The sequence below is a fragment of the Amycolatopsis ponsaeliensis genome (assembly GCF_030182635.1).
GTDB classification, from domain to species: domain Bacteria; phylum Actinomycetota; class Actinomycetes; order Mycobacteriales; family Pseudonocardiaceae; genus Amycolatopsis; species Amycolatopsis ponsaeliensis.
Map to the genome: position 1 here is coordinate 123,797 of NZ_JAPZLD010000002.1, position 23,269 is coordinate 147,065.

General features: G+C 72.5%; 24 protein-coding genes. 9 read left to right on the top strand and 15 right to left on the bottom strand.

The window, feature by feature from the left end; translation table 11 throughout:
• Window positions 1-99 precede the first annotated feature (99 nt).
• Both QQ657_RS03430 and QQ657_RS03435 read right to left on the bottom strand, forming a co-directional pair.
• The gene (locus QQ657_RS03430) at window positions 100-735 is read right to left on the bottom strand and encodes a CBS domain-containing protein (protein WP_284740553.1); all 636 of its coding nucleotides are present in this window, start codon (window positions 733-735) and stop codon (window positions 100-102) included.
• Between the two features lie 2 nt (window positions 736-737).
• On the bottom strand, window positions 738-1,622 hold the full coding sequence (locus QQ657_RS03435) for a universal stress protein (protein ID WP_284740554.1): 885 nt from the start codon (window positions 1,620-1,622) through the stop codon (window positions 738-740).
• A gap of 167 nt (window positions 1,623-1,789) precedes the next feature.
• On the opposite strand from QQ657_RS03435, the gene QQ657_RS03440 reads away from it, so the two are divergent.
• Window positions 1,790-2,137 carry a hypothetical protein gene (locus QQ657_RS03440; RefSeq protein ID WP_284740555.1) on the top strand — a complete coding sequence of 116 codons (348 nt, stop codon included), beginning with the start codon at window positions 1,790-1,792 and terminating at the stop codon, window positions 2,135-2,137.
• Between the two features lie 20 nt (window positions 2,138-2,157).
• Here QQ657_RS03440 and QQ657_RS03445 read toward each other — a convergent pair whose 3' ends face one another.
• Window positions 2,158-3,159: a zinc-binding alcohol dehydrogenase family protein gene (locus QQ657_RS03445; RefSeq protein ID WP_284740899.1), complete on the bottom strand. Its 1,002-nt coding sequence runs from the start codon at window positions 3,157-3,159 to the stop codon at window positions 2,158-2,160.
• A 148-nt stretch (window positions 3,160-3,307) separates the two neighbouring features.
• Here QQ657_RS03445 and QQ657_RS03450 point away from each other — a divergent pair, with 148 nt between their 5' ends.
• The 3 genes from QQ657_RS03450 to QQ657_RS03460 all read left to right on the top strand — a co-directional run bounded on the left by QQ657_RS03450 (window position 3,308) and on the right by QQ657_RS03460 (window position 5,754).
• The gene (locus QQ657_RS03450) at window positions 3,308-4,183 is read left to right on the top strand and encodes a universal stress protein (protein ID WP_284740556.1); all 876 of its coding nucleotides are present in this window, start codon (window positions 3,308-3,310) and stop codon (window positions 4,181-4,183) included.
• 139 nt (window positions 4,184-4,322) lie between these two features.
• Window positions 4,323-4,772 carry a hypothetical protein gene (locus tag QQ657_RS03455; RefSeq protein WP_284740557.1) on the top strand — a complete coding sequence of 150 codons (450 nt, stop codon included), beginning with the start codon at window positions 4,323-4,325 and terminating at the stop codon, window positions 4,770-4,772.
• Window positions 4,773-4,779: 7 nt separating this feature from the next.
• Complete coding sequence (locus QQ657_RS03460) at window positions 4,780-5,754, top strand: magnesium transporter CorA family protein (RefSeq protein ID WP_284740558.1); 975 nt, start codon at window positions 4,780-4,782, stop codon at window positions 5,752-5,754.
• Window positions 5,755-5,758: 4 nt separating this feature from the next.
• On the opposite strand, the gene QQ657_RS03465 is transcribed toward QQ657_RS03460, so the two are convergent.
• Both QQ657_RS03465 and QQ657_RS03470 read right to left on the bottom strand, forming a co-directional pair.
• The gene (locus QQ657_RS03465) at window positions 5,759-6,139 is read right to left on the bottom strand and encodes a VOC family protein (RefSeq protein WP_284740559.1); all 381 of its coding nucleotides are present in this window, start codon (window positions 6,137-6,139) and stop codon (window positions 5,759-5,761) included.
• Window positions 6,136-6,903 carry an arsenate reductase/protein-tyrosine-phosphatase family protein gene (locus QQ657_RS03470; protein WP_284740560.1) on the bottom strand — a complete coding sequence of 256 codons (768 nt, stop codon included), beginning with the start codon at window positions 6,901-6,903 and terminating at the stop codon, window positions 6,136-6,138. The genes QQ657_RS03465 and QQ657_RS03470 overlap by 4 nt, the downstream gene beginning before the upstream one ends.
• 50 nt (window positions 6,904-6,953) lie before the next feature.
• On the opposite strand from QQ657_RS03470, the gene QQ657_RS03475 reads away from it, so the two are divergent.
• Window positions 6,954-8,237 (top strand): APC family permease, encoded by a 1,284-nt coding sequence (locus QQ657_RS03475; RefSeq protein ID WP_284740561.1) that lies wholly within the window; start codon window positions 6,954-6,956, stop codon window positions 8,235-8,237.
• 136 nt (window positions 8,238-8,373) lie between these two features.
• Complete coding sequence (locus QQ657_RS03480) at window positions 8,374-9,231, top strand: class I SAM-dependent methyltransferase (RefSeq protein WP_284740562.1); 858 nt, start codon at window positions 8,374-8,376, stop codon at window positions 9,229-9,231.
• A gap of 9 nt (window positions 9,232-9,240) precedes the next feature.
• Here the strand turns inward: QQ657_RS03480 and QQ657_RS03485 are convergent, their stop codons facing one another.
• The 8 genes from QQ657_RS03485 to QQ657_RS03520 all read right to left on the bottom strand — a co-directional run bounded on the left by QQ657_RS03485 (window position 9,241) and on the right by QQ657_RS03520 (window position 18,064).
• Window positions 9,241-11,814, bottom strand: coding sequence for a cation-translocating P-type ATPase (locus tag QQ657_RS03485; RefSeq protein WP_284740563.1), 2,574 nt, complete (start codon window positions 11,812-11,814; stop codon window positions 9,241-9,243).
• 39 nt (window positions 11,815-11,853) lie between these two features.
• Window positions 11,854-12,375 carry a flavodoxin family protein gene (locus tag QQ657_RS03490; RefSeq protein WP_284740564.1) on the bottom strand — a complete coding sequence of 174 codons (522 nt, stop codon included), beginning with the start codon at window positions 12,373-12,375 and terminating at the stop codon, window positions 11,854-11,856.
• Window positions 12,376-12,386: 11 nt separating this feature from the next.
• Window positions 12,387-12,653 (bottom strand): DUF1876 domain-containing protein, encoded by a 267-nt coding sequence (locus QQ657_RS03495; protein WP_284740565.1) that lies wholly within the window; start codon window positions 12,651-12,653, stop codon window positions 12,387-12,389.
• A 9-nt stretch (window positions 12,654-12,662) separates the two neighbouring features.
• Window positions 12,663-14,291: an NAD(P)-binding protein gene (locus QQ657_RS03500; RefSeq protein ID WP_284740566.1), complete on the bottom strand. Its 1,629-nt coding sequence runs from the start codon at window positions 14,289-14,291 to the stop codon at window positions 12,663-12,665.
• 1 nt (window position 14,292) lies between these two features.
• Window positions 14,293-15,288, bottom strand: coding sequence for a thiamine pyrophosphate-dependent enzyme (locus tag QQ657_RS03505; RefSeq protein ID WP_284740567.1), 996 nt, complete (start codon window positions 15,286-15,288; stop codon window positions 14,293-14,295).
• Window positions 15,289-15,292: 4 nt separating this feature from the next.
• Complete coding sequence (locus QQ657_RS03510; RefSeq protein ID WP_284740568.1) at window positions 15,293-16,531, bottom strand: transketolase C-terminal domain-containing protein; 1,239 nt, start codon at window positions 16,529-16,531, stop codon at window positions 15,293-15,295.
• Window positions 16,515-17,105 (bottom strand): 2-oxoacid:acceptor oxidoreductase family protein, encoded by a 591-nt coding sequence (locus tag QQ657_RS03515; protein WP_284740569.1) that lies wholly within the window; start codon window positions 17,103-17,105, stop codon window positions 16,515-16,517. Before QQ657_RS03515 ends, QQ657_RS03510 begins: the two co-directional genes overlap by 17 nt.
• Before the next feature lie 65 nt (window positions 17,106-17,170).
• Window positions 17,171-18,064, bottom strand: a complete 894-nt coding sequence (locus QQ657_RS03520; RefSeq protein ID WP_284740570.1) for a class I fructose-bisphosphate aldolase — start codon at window positions 18,062-18,064, stop codon at window positions 17,171-17,173.
• 188 nt (window positions 18,065-18,252) lie between these two features.
• Here QQ657_RS03520 and QQ657_RS03525 point away from each other — a divergent pair, with 188 nt between their 5' ends.
• Both QQ657_RS03525 and QQ657_RS03530 read left to right on the top strand, forming a co-directional pair.
• On the top strand, window positions 18,253-18,609 hold the full coding sequence (locus QQ657_RS03525) for a spore germination protein GerW family protein (RefSeq protein ID WP_284740571.1): 357 nt from the start codon (window positions 18,253-18,255) through the stop codon (window positions 18,607-18,609).
• Window positions 18,610-18,882: 273 nt separating this feature from the next.
• Window positions 18,883-19,239 (top strand): hypothetical protein, encoded by a 357-nt coding sequence (locus QQ657_RS03530; protein WP_284740572.1) that lies wholly within the window; start codon window positions 18,883-18,885, stop codon window positions 19,237-19,239.
• Between the two features lie 9 nt (window positions 19,240-19,248).
• Here QQ657_RS03530 and QQ657_RS03535 read toward each other — a convergent pair whose 3' ends face one another.
• Window positions 19,249-19,761, bottom strand: coding sequence for a MarR family winged helix-turn-helix transcriptional regulator (locus tag QQ657_RS03535; protein WP_284740573.1), 513 nt, complete (start codon window positions 19,759-19,761; stop codon window positions 19,249-19,251).
• 377 nt (window positions 19,762-20,138) lie between these two features.
• Here QQ657_RS03535 and QQ657_RS03540 point away from each other — a divergent pair, with 377 nt between their 5' ends.
• On the top strand, window positions 20,139-20,390 hold the full coding sequence (locus tag QQ657_RS03540) for a hypothetical protein (RefSeq protein WP_284740574.1): 252 nt from the start codon (window positions 20,139-20,141) through the stop codon (window positions 20,388-20,390).
• Here QQ657_RS03540 and QQ657_RS03545 read toward each other — a convergent pair.
• Entirely contained in the window at window positions 20,362-23,079 is a 2,718-nt protein-coding gene (locus tag QQ657_RS03545) for a SpoIIE family protein phosphatase (RefSeq protein WP_284740575.1), read from the bottom strand. The genes QQ657_RS03540 and QQ657_RS03545 overlap by 29 nt on opposite strands.
• Window positions 23,080-23,269 lie beyond the last annotated feature (190 nt).

The following is a 23,269-nucleotide window of genomic DNA, read 5'->3' on the forward strand; positions in this document are numbered from 1 at the left end:
GTGGCCCCATCCCTTCCGCGGCGACTGTGCCTGCTTCGACGGTCGCACAAGCGCGGAGAAGGCCACAACACCCGACCGGACAAGCATCGGGACAAGATCTCAGGCGACGTCGTCCCAGACGAAGTCCAGGCGGTTGCGCACCTCGACCACCCCGGACAGCTCCTGGATGAGCCGCGTCACCGGGTCGATGTCGCTGCGGCGCTCCACACGCCCGACGACGGTGACGATCCCGGCCCGCACCTCCACGCGCACCCGGTCGGGCCCGAGGTTCAGCCGCTCGCGCAGCACGCGGTCGCTGACCTCGCGCTCGAGGTCGGCGTCCCCGCGGGTGAACACGCGCACCAGGTCGCGGCGGGACAGCACGCCCGCCACCTTTCCGGCCCGCAGCACGAACAACCGCCGGACGCCGGCGTGCGCGAACTCCGCCGCGGCGGCGGCGAGCGGCGCGTCCGCGTCGATGGTGACGGCCGGGCTGGTCATCAGGTCCTGCGCGACGCACGCGGTCGCCTTGCGGGCCAGCCGGCGGTCGCGCCACCGGGGCTTGCGGTCCTCCCACAGGTGCGGGAGCAGGTCGGCCTCCGAGACGACGCCCACGAGCGCGCCCGTCTTGTCGACGACGCCGACCGCGCTGATCCCGTTGCCGGTGAGCAGTTCGGCGATGTCCTTGAACGGCGTCTGCGCGGAGACGGTGATCGGGTCGGCGGTCATCACCGCGGACACCTTGCCGGCGTTCATGTTCAGTTCTCCTTCTCGGTGCGGACGACCATGACCGGGCAGCTCGCGTGGTGCAGCAGAGCCTGGCTCGTCGAGCCGAGCACCAGCCCGGTGAAGCCACCGCGGCCCCGGCTGCCGACGACGACCAGCTGCGCGTCGTGGCTCGCGGAGAGCAAGCGGGAGCGGGGCTTGTCGTGTTCGACGCGGCGCTCGACGCGGACGTCGGGGTACTTCTCCTGCCAGCCGGCGAGCCGCTGGGCCAGCAGCCGTCGACCGGAGTCCTGCAGGCCTTCGCCCTGGAAGGCGACGTTGCCGTCGCTGAACAGGCCGGCGGTGTCGCCGTCGTGCCAGGTGTACAACGCGACGAGCGGGGCGTGGCGGATCGAGGCTTCCTCGAAGGCCCAAGCGATCGCGGCCTCGCTGAGCGGGCTGCCGTCGGCGCCGACGACCACCGGGCCGTCGACCGTCTCGGTGCCGCGCACGACGACCACCGGGCAGTGCGCCTTGGCGGCGAGGTCGACGTCGGGCGAACCGCTGAACAGGCCCGCGAGCGCGCCGACCGGCTCTCCGGTGACGAGGATCCGGGCCTTTTCCGAGACCTCCAGCAGCGCCGGGACGGGTCCGCGGTCGCTGGTTTCGGTGACCACTTCGAGCCCGGGGACGGCGGCTTCGAGCGTGGTGCGGGTCTGCCGCAGCAGCTGGTCGGCTTCCGCCTCCTTGACCGCGAGCCAGTCCGACGGCGGGTAGATCTTGCCGCCGAACGCGGCGTCTTCGAAGCCGTACGCGGTGAAGACGAGCAGGGACGCATGCCGGCGGGCTGCTTCCCCGGCCGCCCACAACGCGGCCGCCGCCGCGGTTTCCGAACCGTCCACGGCGACGACGATCGGCGGGTTTCCGGTTGCGCTCATGACCTGTTTCCTCCGGGTTCCGGTGCGCACACCGCGCATCCGAACCGACGGTAGGGCGCGCGGCCGCGCCGTCGCTGCGGTCGTTCGTCCCCGGGCCCGGTGACTTTCGGCCGCTCCGGCCCGCCCGGCCGGCGGCGCATCGTGGACCTCGAGGAGGTGTCCCCGCGATGCAACGGGAATGGCGAGACGCGGTGGCGACCGTCCCGGTCCTGCTCACCGCCGCCCTGTACGTCGACTACCTGGACGACGGGACCGCTTGGTGGGTACACGGGTCCCGCGCGATGGCGGCGAGCGCGCTGGCACTGGGCCTGGCCGCCTTCGTGCTCGGCGCGTGGACGTGGACCGGCGCGGCGAAGTGGCTCAGTGCCCCGCTGGGTGCGGCCGCCCTGCTGCTCGCGGTCTTCACGCTGGTGACCGGCGACGGCGGCACCCTCGCCGTGCTGGTCGGGCTGATCGTGGCGCTGTGGCTGATCTCGACCGTCCGGCACCTGCGGACACCGGCGGGGCGGCCGTGACCGTCCGGCTGGTCCTCGTCTCAGCGGACCCGCAGCACGGCCGCGCCGTTCACCCGGTCCGCGGCCAGGTCCGCGAGCGCGTGGCCGGCCTGGTCCAGCGGGTAGGGCACCGTGCTGACGCTCAGGTGGTGCTCACCGGCGAACGCCAGGAACTCCCGCGCACCGGCCCGGGTGTTCGCCGTGACACTGCGCACCTGACGCTCCTGGAAGAGGTGCTGGTCGTAGTTCAGCGGCGGGACGTCGGACAGGTGGATGCCCGCGATGGCAAGCGTCCCGCCGCGGTCCAGCGCTTCCAGCGCCGGCAGGACCAGCGCACCGGCCGGCGCGAAGAGGATCGCCGAGTCCAGGGGCTCCGGCGGTGGCTCGGCGGCGTCCCCGGCTGACGCGGCACCCAGCTCGAGCGCGAGCTCGCGGGCCTCGGCGCTGCGCGTCATCACGTGGACCGTGGCCCCGCGGGCGATGGCCACCTGTGCGGTCAGGTGGGCGCTGCCGCCGAAGCCGTAGATCCCCAGCCGCCCGCCTTCGGGCACCTCGGCCCGCTCCAGGGCGTGGTAGCCGATCAGCCCGGCGCACAGCAACGGGGCGAGTTCGTCGTCGGAGTAGCCGCCGGGCAACGGCAGCGCGTAGGCCGCCGGGACCACGGCGTACTCCGCATATCCGCCGTCGGCGTCCCAGCCGGTGTAGCGCGACTCGGGGCACAGGTTCTCCCGGCCGCGCAGGCAGTACCGGCAGCGCCCGCAGGTCCCGCGCAGCCAAGCGATGCCGGCGCGGTCGCCGGTCGCGAACCCCGTGCCCTCGCCGCCGACGGCGACCACCTCGCCGACGACCTCGTGCCCCGGCGTCACCCCCGGCCGGTGCACCGGCAGGTCACCTTCGGCGACGTGCAGGTCCGTCCGGCACACGCCGCACACGAGCACCCGCACCAGCAGCTCGCCGGCCCCGGGCCGGGGCACCGGCACCCGCGCCCGGTCCAGGGGACCCGAAGCCATCGGCCCGGGCCGGGCGACCCGCCACGCGGTCATCGTCGTCGGCGGGTTCGTCACGGACGGCCTCCTCGGTCACGGCACTCCAGGATGCCGGAAGTCCTCGCCGCCGGGGACTTCCGGCCGCGGCGGACCCCCCGGCGGCGCACCTACGGTCGGACCACGACAACCACGTCAGGAGCCGCTGATGACCGCCTCAGCCGCACAGCCGATCGTCGTCGGGGTGGATGGATCGGCGGAGTCGCTCGATGCCGTCCGCTGGGCGGCCCGCGCCGCTCGCCGGCGCGGTGCGCCGCTGGAGATCGTCTACGCACTCGACTTCTCGGCGCTGCTCGCCGGCGGGGTCGTGCCGCCACCCGAAGAGATGAAGGACGTGCTGCGCGTGCGCGGTCACCGGTATCTGCGCACCGCCGCGGAACTCGCGTCCGCACAAGGCGTTCCGGACGCCGCGACCCGGCTCGACCCCGACCGCGCCGCCCAGGCCCTCGTCGACGCGTCCGGAGCGGCCGCGCTGCTCGTGGCCGGGTCGTCCGGCAAGGGCCGGCTCACCGGGCTCCTCGCCGGATCGGTCGCCTCGGCCGTCAGCGCGCACGCCCGGTGCGACACGGTCATCGTCCGCGGTGACACCTGGGACGAAGCCGAACAGGCGAAACAGCCCATCCTCGCCGGTATCGACGGTGGCGAAGCGAGCGGCCGCGTTCTCGCCACCGCCCTCGACGAAGCCGCCGCCCGCCACGCCCCGCTGGTCGTGCTGCACGCGTGGGCCGACGACCCGCCACCGCACGAAGCGGGCCACCCCGAGCACCACGAATCGGTGGCCGGCGCCGGCCACCGGCTGCTGACCGACCGGCTCGCCGGCCACGACACGGGTGACGTCGAAATCGATCGCGTCGTCGTCCGGACCCACCCGCGGCGCGAGCTGATCGAGCGCAGTGGCGCCGCCCAGCTCGTCGTGCTCGGCGACCGCGGCCGCGGTGGCTTCCCGGGCCTGCTGCTCGGCTCCACCGGCCAAGCCCTGCTGCACAACGCGGCCTGCCCGGTCTACCTCGTGCGAACCTCCTGAGGAACCGAAAGTCCTCGCGCCCGTGGGCCTTCGACCCACCGGAACCGGTGTCCGTGGGCCTCGGGACCGAGGACGGTACGGCTCTCGTCGCCCGGCCCCGCCCGGCGGAGTCTGGGACCAGACGAAAGCGAGGCACACCATGGAAAGCCAGCACTCCCCCCGCGGATTCGCCCCGGCGACCACAGCCGAGCCCATCGCCCCGCGCCGCAACCGCCGGGACCGGCTCGCGCTGCAGCCGGCCGACTTCGTGGCTCCCCGCTTCGCCGACGTCGCCGACCAGCGCCTGGCGACGGCACTGACGGCGGAGGACCGGTCCGAAGAGGACGGTCTGGACCCGCTGGAGCGCGTCACCTGCCGGACCCACCGCCGCTGGCTGCACGACTGCGTCTCCTCACCGCTGCACGTCGTCATCGTCACCGGGACGCGCTGGTGCCGGAAGTGCGAGTGCGCGCTGAACGTCGCGATCGACCAGCCGGCCGGCGACGTCGCGGTCCGCTGCCCCTCCTTCGACGAGACCCCCGCCACCCGCGCGACCCGCCAGCTGGTCCGCGCGTGCCGCGCCGGCCTGGCCATCGCCTCGGACCGCTGAGCCGATCGTGACCCGTAGCCGGCTGTACCGCAGCGGAGTCCTCGAGCTGCAGGACTTCCCCGCCGCCGAGGCCGCGCACCACCTCGGCGACCCGTCGGTCACGCTCTGGCTGGACCTCGACGCACCGGCTCCCCAGGACCTCGCCGTGCTCGCCGCCGCACTCGGACTGCACCCGCTGGCCGTGGCCTCCGTACTGGACGACGACCACCAGCGGCCCAAGCTCGTCCACTACGACCGGCACTCGTTCCTCGCCGCCTACGCCGTGCGCGTGAACGCCGACGACGGCGTGCTCACCGCTTCCGAAATCGACGCGTTCGTCACCGACCGCGTGCTGATCACCATGCACCGCAACAACACCGCCGACATCGACGCCCTCACCGCACGCTGGGACAGCACGCCCGAGCTGGCCAAGAGCGGCGCCGGGTTCCTGCTGCACGGCCTGCTCGACCACCTCGTCGACGGGCACCTCGACGCGATCCAGCTGCTGGACGAGCGGATCGAGGAGCTCGAGGACCTGGTCTTCGCCGACCACGTCGACCACACCGACCTGCAACGCCGGTCGCTGCGGCTGCGCAAGAGCCTCAGCCGGCTGCGGCACCTGGCCGTCCCGATGCGGGAGATCGTCGGTTCCTTGATGCGCCGGGAGATCCGCTCGGTCGACGACTCGCTGCAGCCCTACTTCCAGGACGTCTACGACCACGTCCTGCGCGTGACGGAGTGGACGGAGTCGCTGCGCGATCTCCTCGCCACGATCCGCGAGACGCAGCTGACCATCCAGGGCAACCGGCTCAACACGATCATGAAGAAGGTGACCAGCTGGGCGGCGATCATCGCGGTGCCGACGGCGATCACCGGCTTCTACGGCCAGAACATCCCCTACCCCGGCTTCGGCCAGGCGTCCGGCGTGTGGGTGTCGACGCTCGCCATCCTGGTCATCTCCACGACGCTGTACGTCCTGTTCAAGCGCCGCGATTGGCTGTGAGCGATCAGCCGGCGGGCTGGAACAGCTCGACGAGGTTGCCGGCCGGATCGGCGAGCAGGATCTGCCGGCCGCCCGGACCGGCGACCAGGTCGCTTCGGAACGACAGCCCCGCACCGCGCAACCGGCCGATTTCGGCGTCGAGGTCGTCGACGATGAGGTGGATGCGGTTGCGGCCGGCGGCGGTCGCGTCCGCGGGCGTGGCCCGGGCGCCGGAGCTGGCCGGGCCCGACAGCAGCAGGCGCAGCGGGCCGCGGACCACGTCCGCGAAGGCCGGGGCGGCGCTCATCCGCAGGGTGAAGCCGAGGTGGGTCGTGTAGAAGTCGACGGCGGCCTGGACGTCGTCGACGAGGTAGCGGACGCCGGCGAGCTGGTCGGGTGCGGTCACGGCTGAACCTCCGGGGGTGCGGTGGCGGCGAACACGGCAAGCAGGTGGCCGATCCGGGTGTCGAGCTCCCGGGCGGCGTCGGCGAAGGCCGGGTAGGTGTCCTCGGCGGCCGCCGGGTCGGGGAGGCTCCAGTGCACCGGCCGGGGGTCGTCGCCGAACTCGGGACAGACCTCGCGGACCTTGTCGCAGACGGTGATCACGTAGTCGAACCGGCGACCGGAGAGGGTGTCCAGGTGCCGGGGGCGGCGGTCGTCGAGGTCGATGCCGAAGTTCTCCCGCAGCACCCGGATCGCGTCGGGGTGGATGCGCGGCTTGGGCCGGCTGCCCGCGCTGGTGACGTCGACGTGGTCACCGGCCCGGTGGCGCAGCAGCGCTTCGGCCATCGGCGAGCGGGAGCTGTTGCCGGTGCACGCGAACAGCACCCGGACGCGGCCGCCGGCTGGCAGCGCCGGCGGTGCAGGCGGACGCAGGCGCAGCACGGGGTGCAGGTCCGTGCCGGTGGTCGTCATCGCGTCGGAGCAGCGGTCCAGGTCCAGGTGGTAGTAGCTGTCACGGCCGTCGAAACTGCTGCGCCGCGCGGTGACCAGGCCGCCGTCGCGCAGCAACCGCAGGTGGTAGGAGACCAGGTTCTGCGGCTGCCCCAGTCGTTCGGTGAGCTCGCGGACCCGGTGGTCGCTGCCGGCCAGCTCGGTCAGCAGCCGCCACCGCAGCGGGTGGGCTGCCATGCGCACGAACGTCGGCGCGGCTTGACCGGACGGCACCATGCCCCCGATGATACATCAATCTGATTTGATGGAATAGAAGGAGCTGCTTCGTGGCCGCATCGGGAACCGGCGCGCTGGCGCGGCGGCTGGGCACCGGCGACGCCGTGGTGATCGGGCTGGGCTCGATGATCGGCGCCGGGGTGTTCGCCGCGTTCGGCCCGGCCGCCCGCGCGGCCGGCGCCGGACTGCTGATCGGCCTGGCGATCGCGGCGGTGATCGCCTACTGCAACGCGATGGCGTCGGCGCGGCTCGCGGTGGTCTACCCCACCTCGGGCGGCACCTACGTCTACGGACGGGAACGGCTCGGGCCCTGGTGGGGATTCGCGGCGGGGTGGGGTTTCGTCGCCGGCAAGACGGCCTCCTGCGCGGCGATGGCACTCACCTTCGCCTCCTACGCCGTGCCCGGGCCCTGGTGGGCACAACGGGCTGTGGCGGTGGCCGCCGTGCTGGGCCTGACCGCGCTGAACTACCGCGGGGTCACCAGGACCGCCCAGCTGACCCGCGTGCTGGTCGCCCTCAGCCTGACGGCGCTGACGATCGTCGTGCTCGGGATCGCCACCGGCGGGCACGCCGACGCGGCGAACCTGACGGAGTGGCCGGGCACCGGCGGCGCTTACGGCGTCCTCCAATCCGCCGGGCTGCTGTTCTTCGCCTTCGCCGGCTACGCGCGCATCGCCACCATGGGCGAGGAGGTCCGGGACCCGCGGCGCACCATCCCCCGGGCCATCCCGATCGCCCTGTCGGCCGCGGTCGCCGTCTACGCGGTGGTGGGTGTCGCGGCGTTGCTGGCGGCGGGGCCGAGCCGGCTGGCCACTTCCGCCGCGCCGCTGACCACCGCCGTGGAAGCAGCCGGGGCCGGCGGGCTGGCGCCGGTCGTCCGCGTCGGCGGTTCCGTGGCCTCACTCGGCGCACTGCTCGCCCTGATCGCCGGCATCGGCCGCACCAGCCTGGCCATGGCCCGCCACCGCGACCTGCCCGGCGGGCTCGCGGCCGTCCACCCTCGCTTCCAGGTCCCGCACCACGCCGAAATCGCGCTGGCGGTGGTCGTCAGCGTCCTGGTGGCCACGGTCGACCTGCGTGGCGTGATCGGCTTTTCGTCGTTCGGCGTGCTGATCTACTACGCGATCGCCAACGCCGCGGCGTTCACCCTGCCCGCCGAGCAGCGCCGGTGGCCCCGCTGGGTCACCGTGCTCGGCGCGGCCGGCTGCCTGACCCTGGTCGCCACGCTGCCGTGGCAGTCGGTCCTGGCCGGGGTGGTGATGTTCGCCCTCGGCCTCGGCGGCCGGGCGGTCGTCCTGGCCACGCGTTCCCGGCACGCTGATCACACTCGGTAGCCGTCCACTTCGGACCGCGAAGTGCAGTTTGATCACGTAGTTGGAAAAACACCAGGTAGACAGCGGAAAAGTGGGCCACAATCCGGGCCGGAAGACCCTAACCCGGTGGCTACCGAACGTGGCTACGCTGACCGCCATGACCAGCACACCCGCCAGACTCGCGCGCGCCCGGCTGCCGAAAGCGATACAGCGCGCGAAACGCGCGGCCATCGAAGCCGAGAAACTGTTCCACCGCGCGCTCGCGACCGTCGGCGCCCGGCAGTCCCAGTCCCGGATCGCCGCCGACTCCCAGGACTACTGGCAGCACCAGGCGGACGCGAAGTGGCGCGGCAACGCCCACTGGCGAGACGCTCCGGTGTTCGGCGACACCGGCCTGTGGCACAAGATCGGGGCAGAGCACCTCGAACTGTTCGACGCCGGGGCGCGCATGTGCGGGTTCGACCGGCCGTGGAACCGGGTGCTCGAATGGGGTTGCGGCGGTGGCGCCAACGCGGTCCACTTCGCCCCGCGCGCCGGGGAGTTCATCGGCGTCGACATCGCCGCCGAAACCCTTGACGAGTGCCGGAGACAAGTCGGCGCGGTGTGCGACACCCCGTTCCGGCCGGTCGCGATCGACGTGGCGGACCCCGAGTCCGCCGTGTCGCGCGTCGAAGGCTGGTGCGACGTCTTCCTGTCGTTCTACGTCTTCGAGCTCATCCCCACCCCCGAATACGGGGAACGCCTGCTGCGCATCGCCCTCGAGCTCCTGGCCCCGGGCGGGCTGGCCCTGATCCAGATCAAGTACGCCGACCGCCGGTGGCGCACCCGGTCCCGCCACCGCGCCTACCGCAGCGGCCTGGCCGAGATGACCACGTACCCGATCGACGAGTTCTGGCAGCTCGCCCAGCGGTGCGGGTTCACCCCGAAAGCCGTCAACCTCGTGCCCCGCAACGAACTCGACGAGCGCTACGCGTACTTCTTCCTCCTTCGCGAACCGGAGGCCGGCGAGCGATGACATCGTCCTTCAGCGACGCCCTACGCCACCCTTGAACCGGTGCCACAGCAGCTTGTCCCCCTCCACCACCACGAAAGCCACGACTGCCGCGCCCAGCACCCACAACCAGGACGCCGCACCCACGGGCGCGGTGTGGAACCACGTGTTCATCACGGGCACATAGGTCAGCAGCAGCTGGAGCACGGCCGTCAGCCCGATCCCGAGCGCGAACATCCGGCTCCGGCCCGGCCAGGCGCGCAGGACCGGCCGGTCGAGCGAGCGGCAGCTGAGCAGGTACGCGGCCTGGACCCCGACGAACACGTTGATCGCCGTGGTCCGCGCCTCCGCGAGCGACACGCCCGCCGCCACCTGCGCGCGGTAGGCGCCGAACGCCGCCACCACCAGCAGGAGCGACACCAGGACGACCCGGCGGAGCAACGCCGCCGTGAACAGCGGGCGCTTCGGCGGCCGCGGCGGCCGAAGCATGATGCCGGACTCCATCGGCTCGAAAGCCATCGTCAGGCCGAGGAACACCGCGGTCGTCATGTTGATCCACAGGATCTGCACCGGCACGATCGGCAGCGTCGCGCCGAGCAGGATGGCGACCAGCACGACCATGCCCTCGCCGATGTTGGCCGGCAGCGTCCAGGCGATGAACTTCCGCAGGTTGTCGAAGACGCTCCGGCCTTCCCGCACCGCCGACTCGATCGACGCGAAGTCGTCGCCGGTCAGCACCATGTCCGCGGCCTGCCGGGCGGCGTCGGTCCCGTTGCGGCCCATCGCGACACCGATGTCCGCGCGGCGCAGCGCCGGTGCGTCGTTGACGCCGTCGCCGGTCATGGCGACGACGTGGCCGCGCCGCTGCAACGCTTTCACCAGCTCGAGCTTCTGCCCGGGTGACACCCGCGCGAACACCTGCGTCCCCGCCACGGCCTCGTCGAAACCCGCCTCCGGCAGGTCCGTCAGCTCGGCGCCGGTCAGGACCCGCGCCGACGCCGCGTCGTCGACCAGCCCGACCTCGGCCGCGATGGCCCGGGCCGTGCCGGCGTGGTCGCCGGTGATCATCTTGACGTCGATGCCCGCGCTCCGGCACGCCGCGACCGCGGCGACCGCTTCCGGCCGCGGCGGGTCGTGCATCGCCTGCAGGCCCACCAACGTCGGCGCGGACCCCGGGGTGAACCGGGCGAACGCGAGCACCCGCAACCCCCGCGTGGTCAGCTCCCGGTGCAGCCGGTCCAGCGCGTCCGCGTCGAGCGGCCGGACACCGCCACCGGGAAGCAGCTCGTCCGCGCACCGGGCCACGACCTCCTCCACCGCGCCCTTGAGGTACCCGACGTCGCCGTGGACCGTCGTCATCGTGCGGGTCTCCGACTCGAACGGGACGGTGTCCGTGCGCGGTGCGGCGGCGCGGAGCGCCCGCGGATCCAGGCCGGCCGCGAGCGCCGATTCGAGCAGCGCGATCTCGGTCGGGTCGCCTTCCTCCAGCTCCGCGTCGTTGCACAGGACGCCGGCGACCAGGCACTCCCGGGCCTCGTCCGGAGAAGCCGGCCGCCCGGCGACGGCCAGCGTCGTCACGGTCATCCGGTTCTGGGTGAGCGTCCCGGTCTTGTCGGTGCAGATCACCGTGGTGCCGCCCAGGGTTTCGACGGCGGGCAGGTTCCGCACGATCGCACCGCGCCGCGACATCCGCACCACGCCGATGGCCAGCACGATCGCGACCGCGGCCGGCAGGCCTTCCGGGATGGCGCCGACGGCGAGGGCGACGACGGCGGTGAACATCTCCGGTACCGGAGTGCCGCGGACTACGCCCAGCACGAACGCGAACGCGGCGACCGCGACGATCGCCACGCTCAGCTGCCGCGAAAACCGCGCCAGCTTGCGGGTCAGCGGAGTGGCGACCACCTCCGCGGTGGCCACCAGGTGCTGGATGCCGCCCAGCTCGGTCCCGCCGCCGGTCCCGGTGACGACCGCGCGGGCCCAGCCCCGCGTCACCAGCGTCCCCGAGTAGGCGCAGCAGGTCCGGTCGGCGACCACGGCCGCCTCGGCGACGGCGTCGGCGGTCTTGCGCACCGGCACCGACTCCCCGGTCAGGGCCGACTCGTCGATCTCCGCCAGGCGGACTTCCGTGAGCCGCGCGTCGGCGGGAACGCGGTCCCCCGCGGCCAGTTCGACGACGTCCCCGGGCACGAGCCGATCCGCCGGCAGCCGCCGGGGAACGCCGTCGCGGAGCACGGTGGCTTCCAGCGGAACCATCCGCGAGAGCGCTTCGAGGGCACGTTGCGCCCGCGACTCCTGCACGAAGCCGACCACGGCGTTGAGCACCACGACCCCACCGATCACCCCGGCGTCGACGTACCCGCCGAACGCCGCGGTCACCGCGCCGGCCAGCAGGAGGACGTAGATGAGCGGGTCGTGGAACTGCCGGAGCAGCCGGAGCAGCAGCCCCGGCCCGGACGGCGCGGTCACCGCGTTGGCACCGAACCGGTTCAGGCGCTCCGCCGCTTCGTCCGCGCCGAGCCCCCGGCTCGGGTCGACGCCGAGCCGTTCGGCCACGGCGGCCGGCGGCTGGGCGTGCCATGCCTCGGGGTGGACCGTCGTCTTCACTGTGCTGCCTTTCGTTCCTCGGCCGACGTGACCGGCCGTTCAGGACACGGTCCGGAGAACGGCCGCTCCGAGCGCCGCGCCCCACGCCTCGGCGCGGGCGAGTTCACCGGGTTCCGGGCCGACGTCGACCGGTTCGGTGCCGACGAAGAAGCTCTCGGCGGGCGCCGCCAGGCGGCCTCCCAGCCGGGACAGCCGCTTCGCGATGCCGAGCGACGCGGCGCCGGTGAACACGCGCGGCTTGTCGATCCGGGTGTCGAACGCCGCGACGACGAGGTCGTGCGGAAGCGGGCCGAGGGAGCCCAGCCATTCGCGGATCCCGGTCTTCGACCGCATCTCGTAGGCCACCTGGTCCGCAGCCGACTTGCGGGTCGCGGCGCGGGTCATCCCGTGCACGTGGGTGGGGCCGCCGACGACCAGCAGGTCGACGCCGGTGAAATCGGTGGGTGCGTCGTCGACGTTCAGCACTTCGGCCCCGGCCGACACGGCGATGCCGTCGGCGACGGCACGGGCGAACTTCTCCGTCGCGCCGAACATCGACTCGAAGACGATGACGATACGCATGCCTGCACTCCTCAGGTTTCGAGCCGGACCGGTTTGCGGGTCAGCTCTTCGATGTCCCCGGCGGCGCACTCGAGCAAGTTGTGCGCCAGGTCGCTCAGCGCGCGTGACACGGCGAGCTCGTCGCCGACCTCGGGCACGTTCCGGTCGACCGGGTTGAGCCGGGCGGTCCCGGTCCCGGAGAGCCGGGTGTCGTCGGCGGTGTGCAGCCGGGCCGTGGCCCGCGTGCGCCCTTCGTCTTCGTCGATGATCACTTCGATGTTCCAGCGCTTCTCCCGCATGATTCCTCCTCAGGTTTCCTCGGGCACCATTTCGATGGCGCCGCTGGGGCATTCGGCCACGCAGATCCCGCAGCCCTTGCAGTAGTCGAGGTCGATCGCGTACCGCTCCCCCGGTTCGAGCTTGACGACCGCGTTGTCCGGGCAGACGCCGTAGCAGTTGTCGCATTCGAAGCAGCTGCCGCAGGACAGGCAGCGGCGGGCCTCGAACAACGCCGTCGACGCGTCCAGCCCGCCCTTGATCTCGTCGAAGGTGGACACCCGGCGGGACTGGTCGAGGTGCGGCCGGACGGTCCGGTCGGCGTCGCTGTAGTACCAGGTGTTGAGGTTTTCGAAGGTCGCCGGGCGCGGGTCCGGCGGTGCCGGGACGTGGGTTTCGCGCAGCCAGGCGTCGATCTCGCGGGCGGCCTTGGCACCGTGTCCCACCGCGACGGTCGCGGTGCGGCCGGAGGGCACCATGTCCCCGCCGGCGAAGACGCCCGGGTGCCCGGTCATCAGTCCCGTGCCGACCCGCACGACGCCGCCGGTGTGGTCGACGTCCGGCAGGCTGTCCACCAGGGACAGATCGCTGTCCTGGCCGAGGGCCAGCACGACGCTGTCGGCGGCCAGCCGCTCGAACTCGCCGGTCGGCTGCGGGAACCCGGATTCGTCGAGCCGCATCTTCTCGACCGTGATGCCCTCGCCGTCGATCTCGCTGATCGTCGAGAGCCAGCGCATCGCGACGCCCTCTTCGACCGCCTCGGTCACCTCGGATTCGTGCGCGGGCATCCGGTCGCGCGTGCGGCGGTAGACGACCACGGCGTCGGTCGCGCCGAGCCGCTTCGCCGTGCGGGCGGCGTCCATCGCCGTGTTGCCGCCACCGTAGACGGCGACGCGGCGGCCGAGCAGCGGCCGCTCGCCGCTTTCCATGTCGTGCAGCAGCGACACGGCGTCCAGCACGCGTGCCGAGTCGCCCGCGGGGATGTGGGCCCGCTTGCCGAGCTGGGCACCGACGGCCAGGAAGACCGCGTCGAAACCGCCTTCGGCCATCGCCTTCGCGGCGTCGGTGACCCGGCTGTTCTGCTCGAAGGCGACCCCCATGTCCCGGATCCGGCCGATCTCCGCGTCGAGGACTTCGCGCGGCAGCCGGTAGCGCGGGATGCCGTAGCGCATCATCCCGCCGGGAGCGGCTTCCGCGTCCCGGACGGTGACCGCGTGCCCGAGGCCGGCCAGGTGGTAGGCGGCGGACAGGCCCGCGGGCCCGGCGCCGACGACCAGCACCCGCTTTCCGGACGGCGCGGAGACCGGCATCGACCAGCCCTGCTTGATCCCCTCGTCACCGAGGAACCGCTCGACGGAGTTGATCCCGACGGCCTCGTCGAGCTGGCCGCGGTTGCACGCGCTCTCGCACGGCCGGTAGCAGATCCGGCCGAGCACGGCCGGGAACGGGCTGTCGACCATGATCCGCCGCCACGCGTCCTCGTAGCTGCCCGATTCCGCGTGGTACAGCCACTTCTGGATGTCCTGACCGGCCGGGCAGGCCTGGTTGCACGGCGGCAGCAGGTCGACGTAGACCGGCCGCTCGGACCGCCACGCGCCGGTTTTGTTGGCCCGGCTGGACCCGACGTCGAGCGTGATCGCGAACGGCTTCTCGTGCTCCATCTCAGTCCTCTCCGAGCAGGCCGTAGCGGCGGATGTTCCGGTCGGCCTGCGCCTGGATCCGCGCGATCACGTCGGTGCGGGGTTCGTCGCCGAACAGGTGCGCGTACCGGGTCTGGCGCCGCAGGTAGTCCTCGACCGGCACCTGACGCCGGATCTTCGCCGTCGCGACGATCTCCCCGTGCTCGGCCTCGAACACCGGGAACATCCCGCTTTCCTTGGCCAGGCGGGCGATCAGGATCGTGTCGTGCGACGCGCTGCCCCAGCCGAGCGGGCACGGCACCAGGACGTGCAGGTACCGGGCGCCGCGGAACTCCATGGCCCGCGTCACCTTGGCTTCGAGGTCGCGCAGGTCCGCGACGGTCGCCGTCGCCACGTACGGGATTTCGTGCGCCAGCGCGATCATCGGGACGTTCTTGCCCTGCCCGAACACCGCGCCGGGCTCCGATCCCACCGCGGGCGTCGTCGCCGTGCGGGCCGCGGCCGGTGTCGCGCCGGACCGCTGGACGCCGGTGTTCATGTAGGCCTCGTTGTCGTAGCAGATGTAGAGGACGTCGTCGTTGCGCTCGAACATCCCCGACAGGCAGGCGAACCCGATGTCGACCGTTCCGCCGTCACCGCCCTGGCCGACCACGCGGACGTCGGTGCGGCCCTTGGCCTTCATCGCCGCGGCGACGCCGGTGGCCACCGCGGGCGCGTTGCCGAACAGCGAATGCAGCCACGGGATCCGCCACGACGTCTCCGGATACGGCGTCGAGAAGACTTCGAGACAGCCGGTCGCGTTGACCGCCACCATCTGGTTCCCGGTGGCGCGCATGGCCGCGTCGAGGGCGTACCGCGCGCCCAGCGCCTCACCGCAGCCCTGGCACGCCCGGTGCCCGCAGTCGATCGAGTTGATCCGTTCCCGGTCGGACTGCACACTGCGCTGGTCGTCGCCGAGCAGCCGGCCACCGACCGCGAAACTGCCGGTCTGGTAGAACTTGAGGGGCGTCACCGCCATGTCATCACCCGATCCGTGAGGCGACCGCACCGAGGTCGCGCAGGAGGTTTTCGGCCGTCGGACCCGAGCGCCGCGCGGCGGCGAACCGGCCCAGCTCCCGGTCGATCAGCGAGTGGTCGAGGTCGAGGAAGGTCAACGGCGGCAACCGGTCCGTACGCAACATCCGGGTCAGCGAGTCCTGGGTGATCGCGCGGCCGCCCAGGCCCGCCACCACCGTGTGGATCTCGGCCGCCGGTGCCGCCGAGACGACGTTCTGCGTCACGATCCCGCCGACCCCGGGTTCGAAAGCCCGTTCCAGGACGACGACGCGCCGGGCGTGCCCGATCGCCGCACGGACCGCGTCGGCCGGGAACGGCCGGAAGCAGGTCAGGCCCAGCACACCGACACGCAGGCCGGCTTCGCGCAGGTCGTCCACGGTGTCCTTGAGCGTGCCCAGCACCGAGCCGAGCGCGATCACGATCGTGTCGGCGTCCTCGGTGCGGTACGACCGCGTCAGCCCGCCGGAGTTGCGGCCGAACACCTCGGCGAAGCGCTCCGAGACGTCCGGGACGACGTCGAGCGCCTCCATCAGCCGGGCGTGGGCGAGGTAGCGGACTTCGGTGAAGGCCTCGGGCCCGACCATCGCCCCGATGGACGACGGCTCGGCCGGGTCGAGCACCTGCCGGGGTTCGTACGGCGGCAGGAAGGCGTCGACCTGGCCCTGGTCCGGCGTGTCGACCTGCTCCCACGCGTGCGTCAGGACGAAGCCGTCCATGCACACCATCACCGGGGTGGACAGCGCTTCGGCGATCCGGAACGCCTGGACGTGCAGGTCCGCGGCCTCCTGGTTGGTCTCGGCGTAGAGCTGGATCCAGCCGGCGTCGCGCAGCGCCATGCTGTCGCTGTGGTCGTTCCAGATGTTGATCGGCGCGCCGATCGCCCGGTTGGCCACCGTCATCACGATCGGCAGGCCGAGCCCGGACGCGTTGAACACCGCCTCGGTCATGTAGAGCAGTCCCTGGCTGGCGGTGGCGGTGTAGGCCCGCGCACCCGCGGCGGACGCGCCGATCGCGACGGACATCGCCGCGAACTCCGACTCGACGTTGACGAACTCGCACGGCGTGAGCGCGCCCGACTTCACCAGCTCCGCCAGGCCTTCGACGATGTGGGTCTGCGGCGAGATCGGGTACGCGCAGATCACCTCCGGGCGGCACAACGCGACCGCGTCGGCGACGGCCCGGGACCCCTCAATCTGCCTGAGCACCGGTCAGCTCCTCCCGTTCGGCGCGGACGAATCCGTAAGCGGCGGTGGCCGCGGCGATGTTGCCGTCGGCCTTGGCCCCGGTGAACCGCCCGGAGATCGCGGCGATCACCGAACGCAGCTCGACGACGCCGGTCAACGCGGCGAACCCGCCGAGCAGCGCGGCATTGGGCATCGGCCGGCCCAGGTGCTTCTTCGCCAGCTCGCTCGCAGGCACGACGAGCAGGCGCTCACGCCGGAACCCGCGGACGAACTCCGCGAGCCCCAGCTCCTCGAAGCTGTGCGCCGAGTTCACCAGCAGGTAGCCCTCGGGCCGCAAGCCCTCGAAGACGTTCACCTGGTGCAGCAGGGTGGCGTCCTGGATGATCAGCACGCTCGGCCGCACGATGGGCTCGCGCGTGCGGATCACCCGGTCGGAGATCCGGCAGAAGGACACCACCGGCGCACCGGTGCGTTCGGAGCCGAAGCTGGGGAACGCCTGCGCGTGCCGTCCCTCGGTGAACGCGGCGACCGACAGCAGCTCGGCCGCGGTCACCACGCCCTGGCCGCCGCGGCCGTGGATGCGGACCTCCGTCATGCCGGGGCTACGCCCCGGGCCGGGGGCTTCGCCACCCGGACCCCCGAAGGATGTGGTGGTCGTGCTCATGCGCTGGGGTACTTGGCGAGGATGTCCCGGAGCGCGGAGACGAACCGCAGGGACTCGTCGTGGTCGCGCTGCCAGACGTTGCGGCCGAAGATCAACCCGGTCGCACCGGCCTCCATCGACTCGCGCGCCTTCTCCAGCATCGCGTCGTCGCCGGCCTTGCCACCACCGGAGACGAGCAGCAGCGTCCGCCCGGCCGACCGGACGACGGCGTCGATCGCCTGCTGGCTGGTGGTCTCCTTCGCATACGGGGCCGGGACATTGTCGATTTTCGTGGGATGCGGGAAGTTGACCTTCACGACGTCGGCGCCCAGTTCGGACGCGGTCCGCGCGGCGTAGTCCACCGCGTAGAACGAGTCTTTCCCGCCCTTGGCCTCGATGGCCGAGCCGCGCGGGTAGGCCCAGACGATGAGCGGCATCCCGAGCCGGTGCGCGTCGGCGCGGACCTGCCGCAGCTGCGCGAAGTCCTGCTCCTGCGCCGGTGTCCCGACGTAGAGCGTGTAGCCGACGGCGTCGGCACCGAGCCGGACGGCGTCCTCGACGCTGCCGTGCAGCGGAGAAAGCGCTTCGGCGTCGGAGGGGATCTCGGTCTTGCCGTTGAGCTTAAGCACCAGCGGCAGCTCACCCGCGTACTCCCAGTAGAACTTCTCGGCCAGGCCGATCTGGATCGCGATCCCGTTGAAGCCGCCCTCGACGGCGAGCTTGAGGATGTACTTCGGGTCGGTCGCCGCCGGGTTCGCGAAGAAGTCGCGCGGGCCGTGTTCGAGACCCTGGTCGTAGGGCAGGAAGAACGCGGTGCCGTTGCGCAGGCCGTGGTCGTGCAGGATGCGGTGCAGGCGCGCCTTCTTGCCGGTGTTCAGCCCGAGTTCGGCCAGTGGCGGACGGTGGACCATGACGGCCTCCGGGGATCGCGGATTTCTTGGTGTGCCCAGCAGATCGCGCGAGGGCCCCCGGCCGCAGCAGCCGAACGCCACCGGCTCCCGAGGCGGCCGTCCGGAACTCCGGTGACCAAGGACCCTAGCGACCCGGGGCCGCCCCGCCGTCAGACTTGGCCGACCACGAACCCACCTGGAGGCCGCCCGTGAACGTCGACGAACTGCTCGCCAAGGCCAAGAACGGGCTGGAGACCAAGATGGTCTACGGCGAGCCGTACGAGAAAGACGGCGTCACGGTGATCGTGGCCGCCGCGGTCGGCACCGGCGGTGGCGGCGGCGACAGCCGCGACGAGAAGGGCCGCTCGGGCGAAGGCGGCGGCTTCGGCCTGTCGGCCAAACCGGTCGGCGCGTACGTCATCAAGGACGGCAAGCTCCGCTGGGAACCGGCGGTCGACGTCAACCGGCTGCTGGCCACGGCCGGCGCGATCGCGGTGGCAGCGCTCTTCGCGGCCACACGGCTGGCGAAGCTCAAGTACCGGGCGCAGGCGGACGACGATCGGTGACATCCCGGCCGGTGAAAAACCGTGACCAACCGGCAACGCCGGCCGGCACCGGAGGTGCCATGCTCATCGAGTCAGGCCAGAACGACTCGAGCCTTGCACACCCAGGACCCCGGTTGGGGGCTCGGACCGCTTTTTCCCCCCGTGGAGGCGGCTGTGCAACCAGCACGACGGCAGAACGACGAAGGACCGGTACTCCCCGCCGCCGGGACGTCCCCGGCCCGACGCGACTCGAGACACTGTGACGCGTGCGGACAGGCGATCGCACCGGAGTGCGTGATCCGTTCGCTGGTACCGGATTCCTCCGTCGTCGACGCGTTCGACCGGGCCTGCGACGGGCAGCGCACGGTGACGGTCTGCGGGACCGAGCACCTCCACCTGCTCAGGCGGCTCGGCCGGGAGGCCTGGATCGACGAGCAGCTCTGGCTCGGCCGGCTCGCCCGGGCCAGCACCCAACCCGGAATGCGCCGCGCGCCCCTCCTCGCCGTCGCCCGCCGTGCTTCACTCACCGCGGAGCAGCTCCAGGGCCTGCTGGCCTGGAATTCGGCCCGTCCCGGCTCGGCGTCTTCCCTGCCCGGCGGCCAGTCCCTCGATCCCGCCGCGACGGCACGTCCGGCAACGATCGAAACATAGGGTGAACCGCTACCCGCTGCGTTCCGCGTCCGGTGTGCAGGACCGGGTGGCCTCCGCACCCCCGGCCCGCTCGGTGAGCGCGGCCGTGATCTCCGCCCGCTGCCGGGCCCGGTCGCGGAGTGCTTCGGCTATCTTGGTCAGCACGACCGTGAACTCGCGCACGTGCGCGGGCTCCGACCGCTGGACGGACGCGTAGACGTCGTCACTGAAGAGGGCGAACATCCCTTCGATGGCGACGCGCCCGGCCGGAGTCAGCACCACCAGGACGCTGCGCCGGTCGCTCGGGTGACGCTCGCGCCGGGTCAGCCCGGCCAGTTCCAGCCGATCGAGCAGAGCGGTCACGCTCGCCGACGCGATGCCCAGCCGCTTCACCAGCGCCGACGGCGGTATCGGCCCCTGGTGCAGCAGTTCGCCCAGCGCGGCGGCTTCGTGCACACCCACACCGAGCGCGGACGCCATCGCCCGCCGGTATTCGTCGGTGGCCACGATCACCGCTCGCAGCTGCTCAGCCAGTCGTTCCATGTCGCTCACCACAAAGATCGGAAACCAAGAAGCTAGCTAATCTAGATACTAGACGAGCTCGCCACGCTGATGAAGAAATTCACGTAGCGCCGGCGGCGGCAAGATGCGGATAGCCCCCGCAGTGCGGAGAATCTCGGTTTCCGAGAATTGCCGAGCGCGAGATTCCAGCCACCGCGCGCCGAAGAGCCGGCGAGCGGCCACCGCCCCACGGAATACCGGTCGACAATTTCCGACCAAAGCATTCCCGCGCCACGTTTCCACACCGAATTCCTTGATTTCCGAAAATCTCGGCGAACATCAAGGGGACCACCGAACGGCACATTTCCGATTTCCCGGATACGATCGTCACCAGAAAGTCGTTTCGAGGAGATTCACCGATGCGCGACAAACCGTTTCCCGACCCCCTCACGCCCCAGCCGGAGGTCACCGCCCTCCGCCGTGAGCGCAACCGCTGGCTGCGCCGCGAAGCGAACCTGGCGCTCGGCCGGGACGCCACCGACGAGGCCGCGACCCAGCAGGCCCGGACCGCCCACCTCGTCCTCACCTACGCCCTCGCGGTCATCGAGCAGCGGCCCGCGGTCATCGGCTCCTTCGCCGACCTCACCCGGGAATGCCGCGGTCAGGGCTGAACCCCCGCTCCGGCACCTCGGCGCGTTCGCGGCGGGCCACCGGCGCGGGCAGGCACCGCAGGCACACGACGGCGATGTCGTCCCGCGCCGCCGCGGAGCCGACGAGTGCGTCGAGGAGGCCGTCGCACAGTCCACCCGGGTCCTGCCGGGCGTACCGGGTGGCCGCCGCGAGCAGCCCGGCGAACGCCTCGTTCGCCGGAAGGCGGTTCTGTTCGATCAGCCCGTCGGTGTAGCAGATCACCATCGAGCCGGGCAGGACGGCCGACTCGGCTTGCGGGCGCCCGTGCCGTGGCGGCAGGCACAGCAGGGGCGACCGGGCCTGGTCGAGCAGCGTGGCCGAGCCGTCCGGAGCGACGAGCACCGGCGGCGGGTGCCCGGCGACCGCGTAGCGGAGCCGTCCGCCGGCCGGGTCGAGCTCGGCCACCAGCGCGGAGGCGTGCTCGGCGCCGGCGGTGCGGGCGGCGACGAGGTCCAGCCGATCCAGCACCGCCGACGGCCCGAGGTCGGCCAGGATCAACGCCGTCGCCGCGCTGCGCATCTGCCCCATCGCGGCGGCGGCCGCCAGCCCGTGCCCGACGACGTCCCCGACCGTCACCGTGACCCGCCCGTCCGGGAGGGCGACGAGGTCGTACCAGTCGCCACCGATGGACAGGTTCCGCTCGCTGGGCCGGTACCGGGCGGCGGTGGACACCCTGCCGGTGACGGGCACGTGGTGCGGCAGCTGGCTGGTCTGCAGCGTCAAGGCGATGGACCGCTCGCGATCGGCGCTGTGCGCGGCCTGCAGGACCAGCACGGCGCGCGCGGCGATGTCGCCGGCCAGCGCCAGATCCTCCGCTGTGAAGCGCCGGCCGGAGGCCACGTGCCCGAGAACCAGCGCTCCCTGCACACCGCCCTCCGCCGTCATCGGTACTCCGAGCAGGGAACCGGGGCGGGGCCGGCCCTCTTCCGCGGCCGGTCCGAGCGGGTCCCGGCCCATGTCCGGGACGAACAAGTCCTGTCCGGTCGCCAGCACGGTCGTCAGGGCGGGAACACCCGGGCCTCCGGTCCGCCAGGCGGTGAAGGCCGCCCGGCCGTCCTCGTCGCGATGGGCGGAAACGGCGGCGGGCGTGTCGTCGCCCTCCCCGCCGAACTCGACGACCGCGAAATCCGCGAACACCGGGACGAGCGTGTCGACGAGCCCCTGCGCGCGCTCGACCATGGTTCCCGGCGCGCTGATCGCGGCCATCACGTCGCCGATCAGCCGCTGCCGCCGTTCGCCGTCCTCCGCGCGTCGGCGCAGGCGCTGCTCGGCCTCGTACAGGTGCGCGCGGTGCACCGCCTGCGCGACCTGCGCGGCCATCGTCAACAGGACGGTGCGCTGCGCCTGGGGGAAATCACGAGGCTCACGGAACCGCAGTTCCAGGAATCCGAAGACGTCCCCGGAAGTGCGAAGCGGCAGAATCGCGGCGGCGTGCCCACCGGGCACGGCGGCCAGGTAGCGGGGCTCGCCGTCTCGCACGACGCCCGCTTCGGGTGCCGCGGCGGCGGCCGGCACCGTGTGTTCCCGTCCCGGCCCGTCGCCCGCCCACGTCCACACCTCCAGCACGTCGCCCTCGGCGAGGACGCCGACCGCCGCGGCGGCCAGCACGCCTTCGTGGACGTCCGCCAGCGCGGGAGCGATCTCGGCCAGGTCGGTCGTGGCACCGAGCGCGTCGGCCACGGCCCGCAAGAGCCGCGCTCGTTCGTGTGCCGCGTGCTGCGCCTCGGCCACCGACTGCGCGCGCTGCCGCCGCTCCACCTCCGCGGCCGCGTGCCGCACCGCGGCGTCCCGCTCGGTCACCGTCACCGCGAGCACCAGCATGGTCACCAGGACCAAGGCCAGCACCAGCTGCAAGTGGACCAGGCCCCGTTCCGGAGCGGCCTCGGCGCCGGCCCACGGCCCGTGGCCCGTGGCGGTCGCCGCGGTCGCGGCGAAGGCGATCACGACCCCGCCCGCCGTCACGGCCCGCAGCCCCCACCGCAACGCCACCCAGACGAGCGCGACCACGCCGACGTACCCGGCCTCGACCACGCCGGCCCAGAACACCAGGACCGCGAAGCCACTCATCACGACCGCCGCCGCGACCGGCCCGGGCCATCGGCTCCGGTCGTTCCCGGCGCCACGGCTTCCCCACACCAGCAGCGTCGTGCCGATCACCAGGACACCCAGCCCGTCCCCGAGCCACCACCGGCCGGCGATCTCCCACCAGCCGGTCCGGCCGGTACCGGCGGACACCACGGTCGTCGCGCCGAGCAGCGCCCCGACGGCCGGCGCGGCGAGCACCGCCGCGGCCAGGAACCTGGTCAGACCACCCCACGTGCCGATCCGGACGCTGCCCGGCCGGGTGCCCGTGAGCAGGAACGCGCCCAGCAGCGGCTCGACGGTGTTCGCGACGGCGAACCCGATGGCAGCGAAGGGGCCGAGGCCCTCGATCAGGTCCACCCCGAGCTCCGCCACCGCGATGCTCGAGGCGACGAACGGCCAGGCCCGCCGAGGCAGCAGGCACAGGAGCGCCAAGCTCAGCCCGGCCGAGGGGAAGAAGGTCGGGCCCGCCCCCGTGGCGTCGAGCACCGTGAACGCCAGCTGGGAACCGGCCGCGTACCCGCCGCCGGCCACCGCGCACCACAGAGCGATGCGGCCCGGACGCCGCCGCGTCCCCTTCTCGCGCACCACAGCCACTCCCCTGCGCACCGTCCGGTGCGCCCGGCCCACTCTGGTGGACCGCGGCCCGGCGGAGCAATAGCCCGCGCCGAGCGGTACCTCTTCGTTTCCGTGATATTCCGCGGCGAAACGGTTCGTGTCGAGGAGGAAAGCACGAAAGCGAATTTCCCACTTCGCCGCCGCGGCGAAGCCCCGGTCC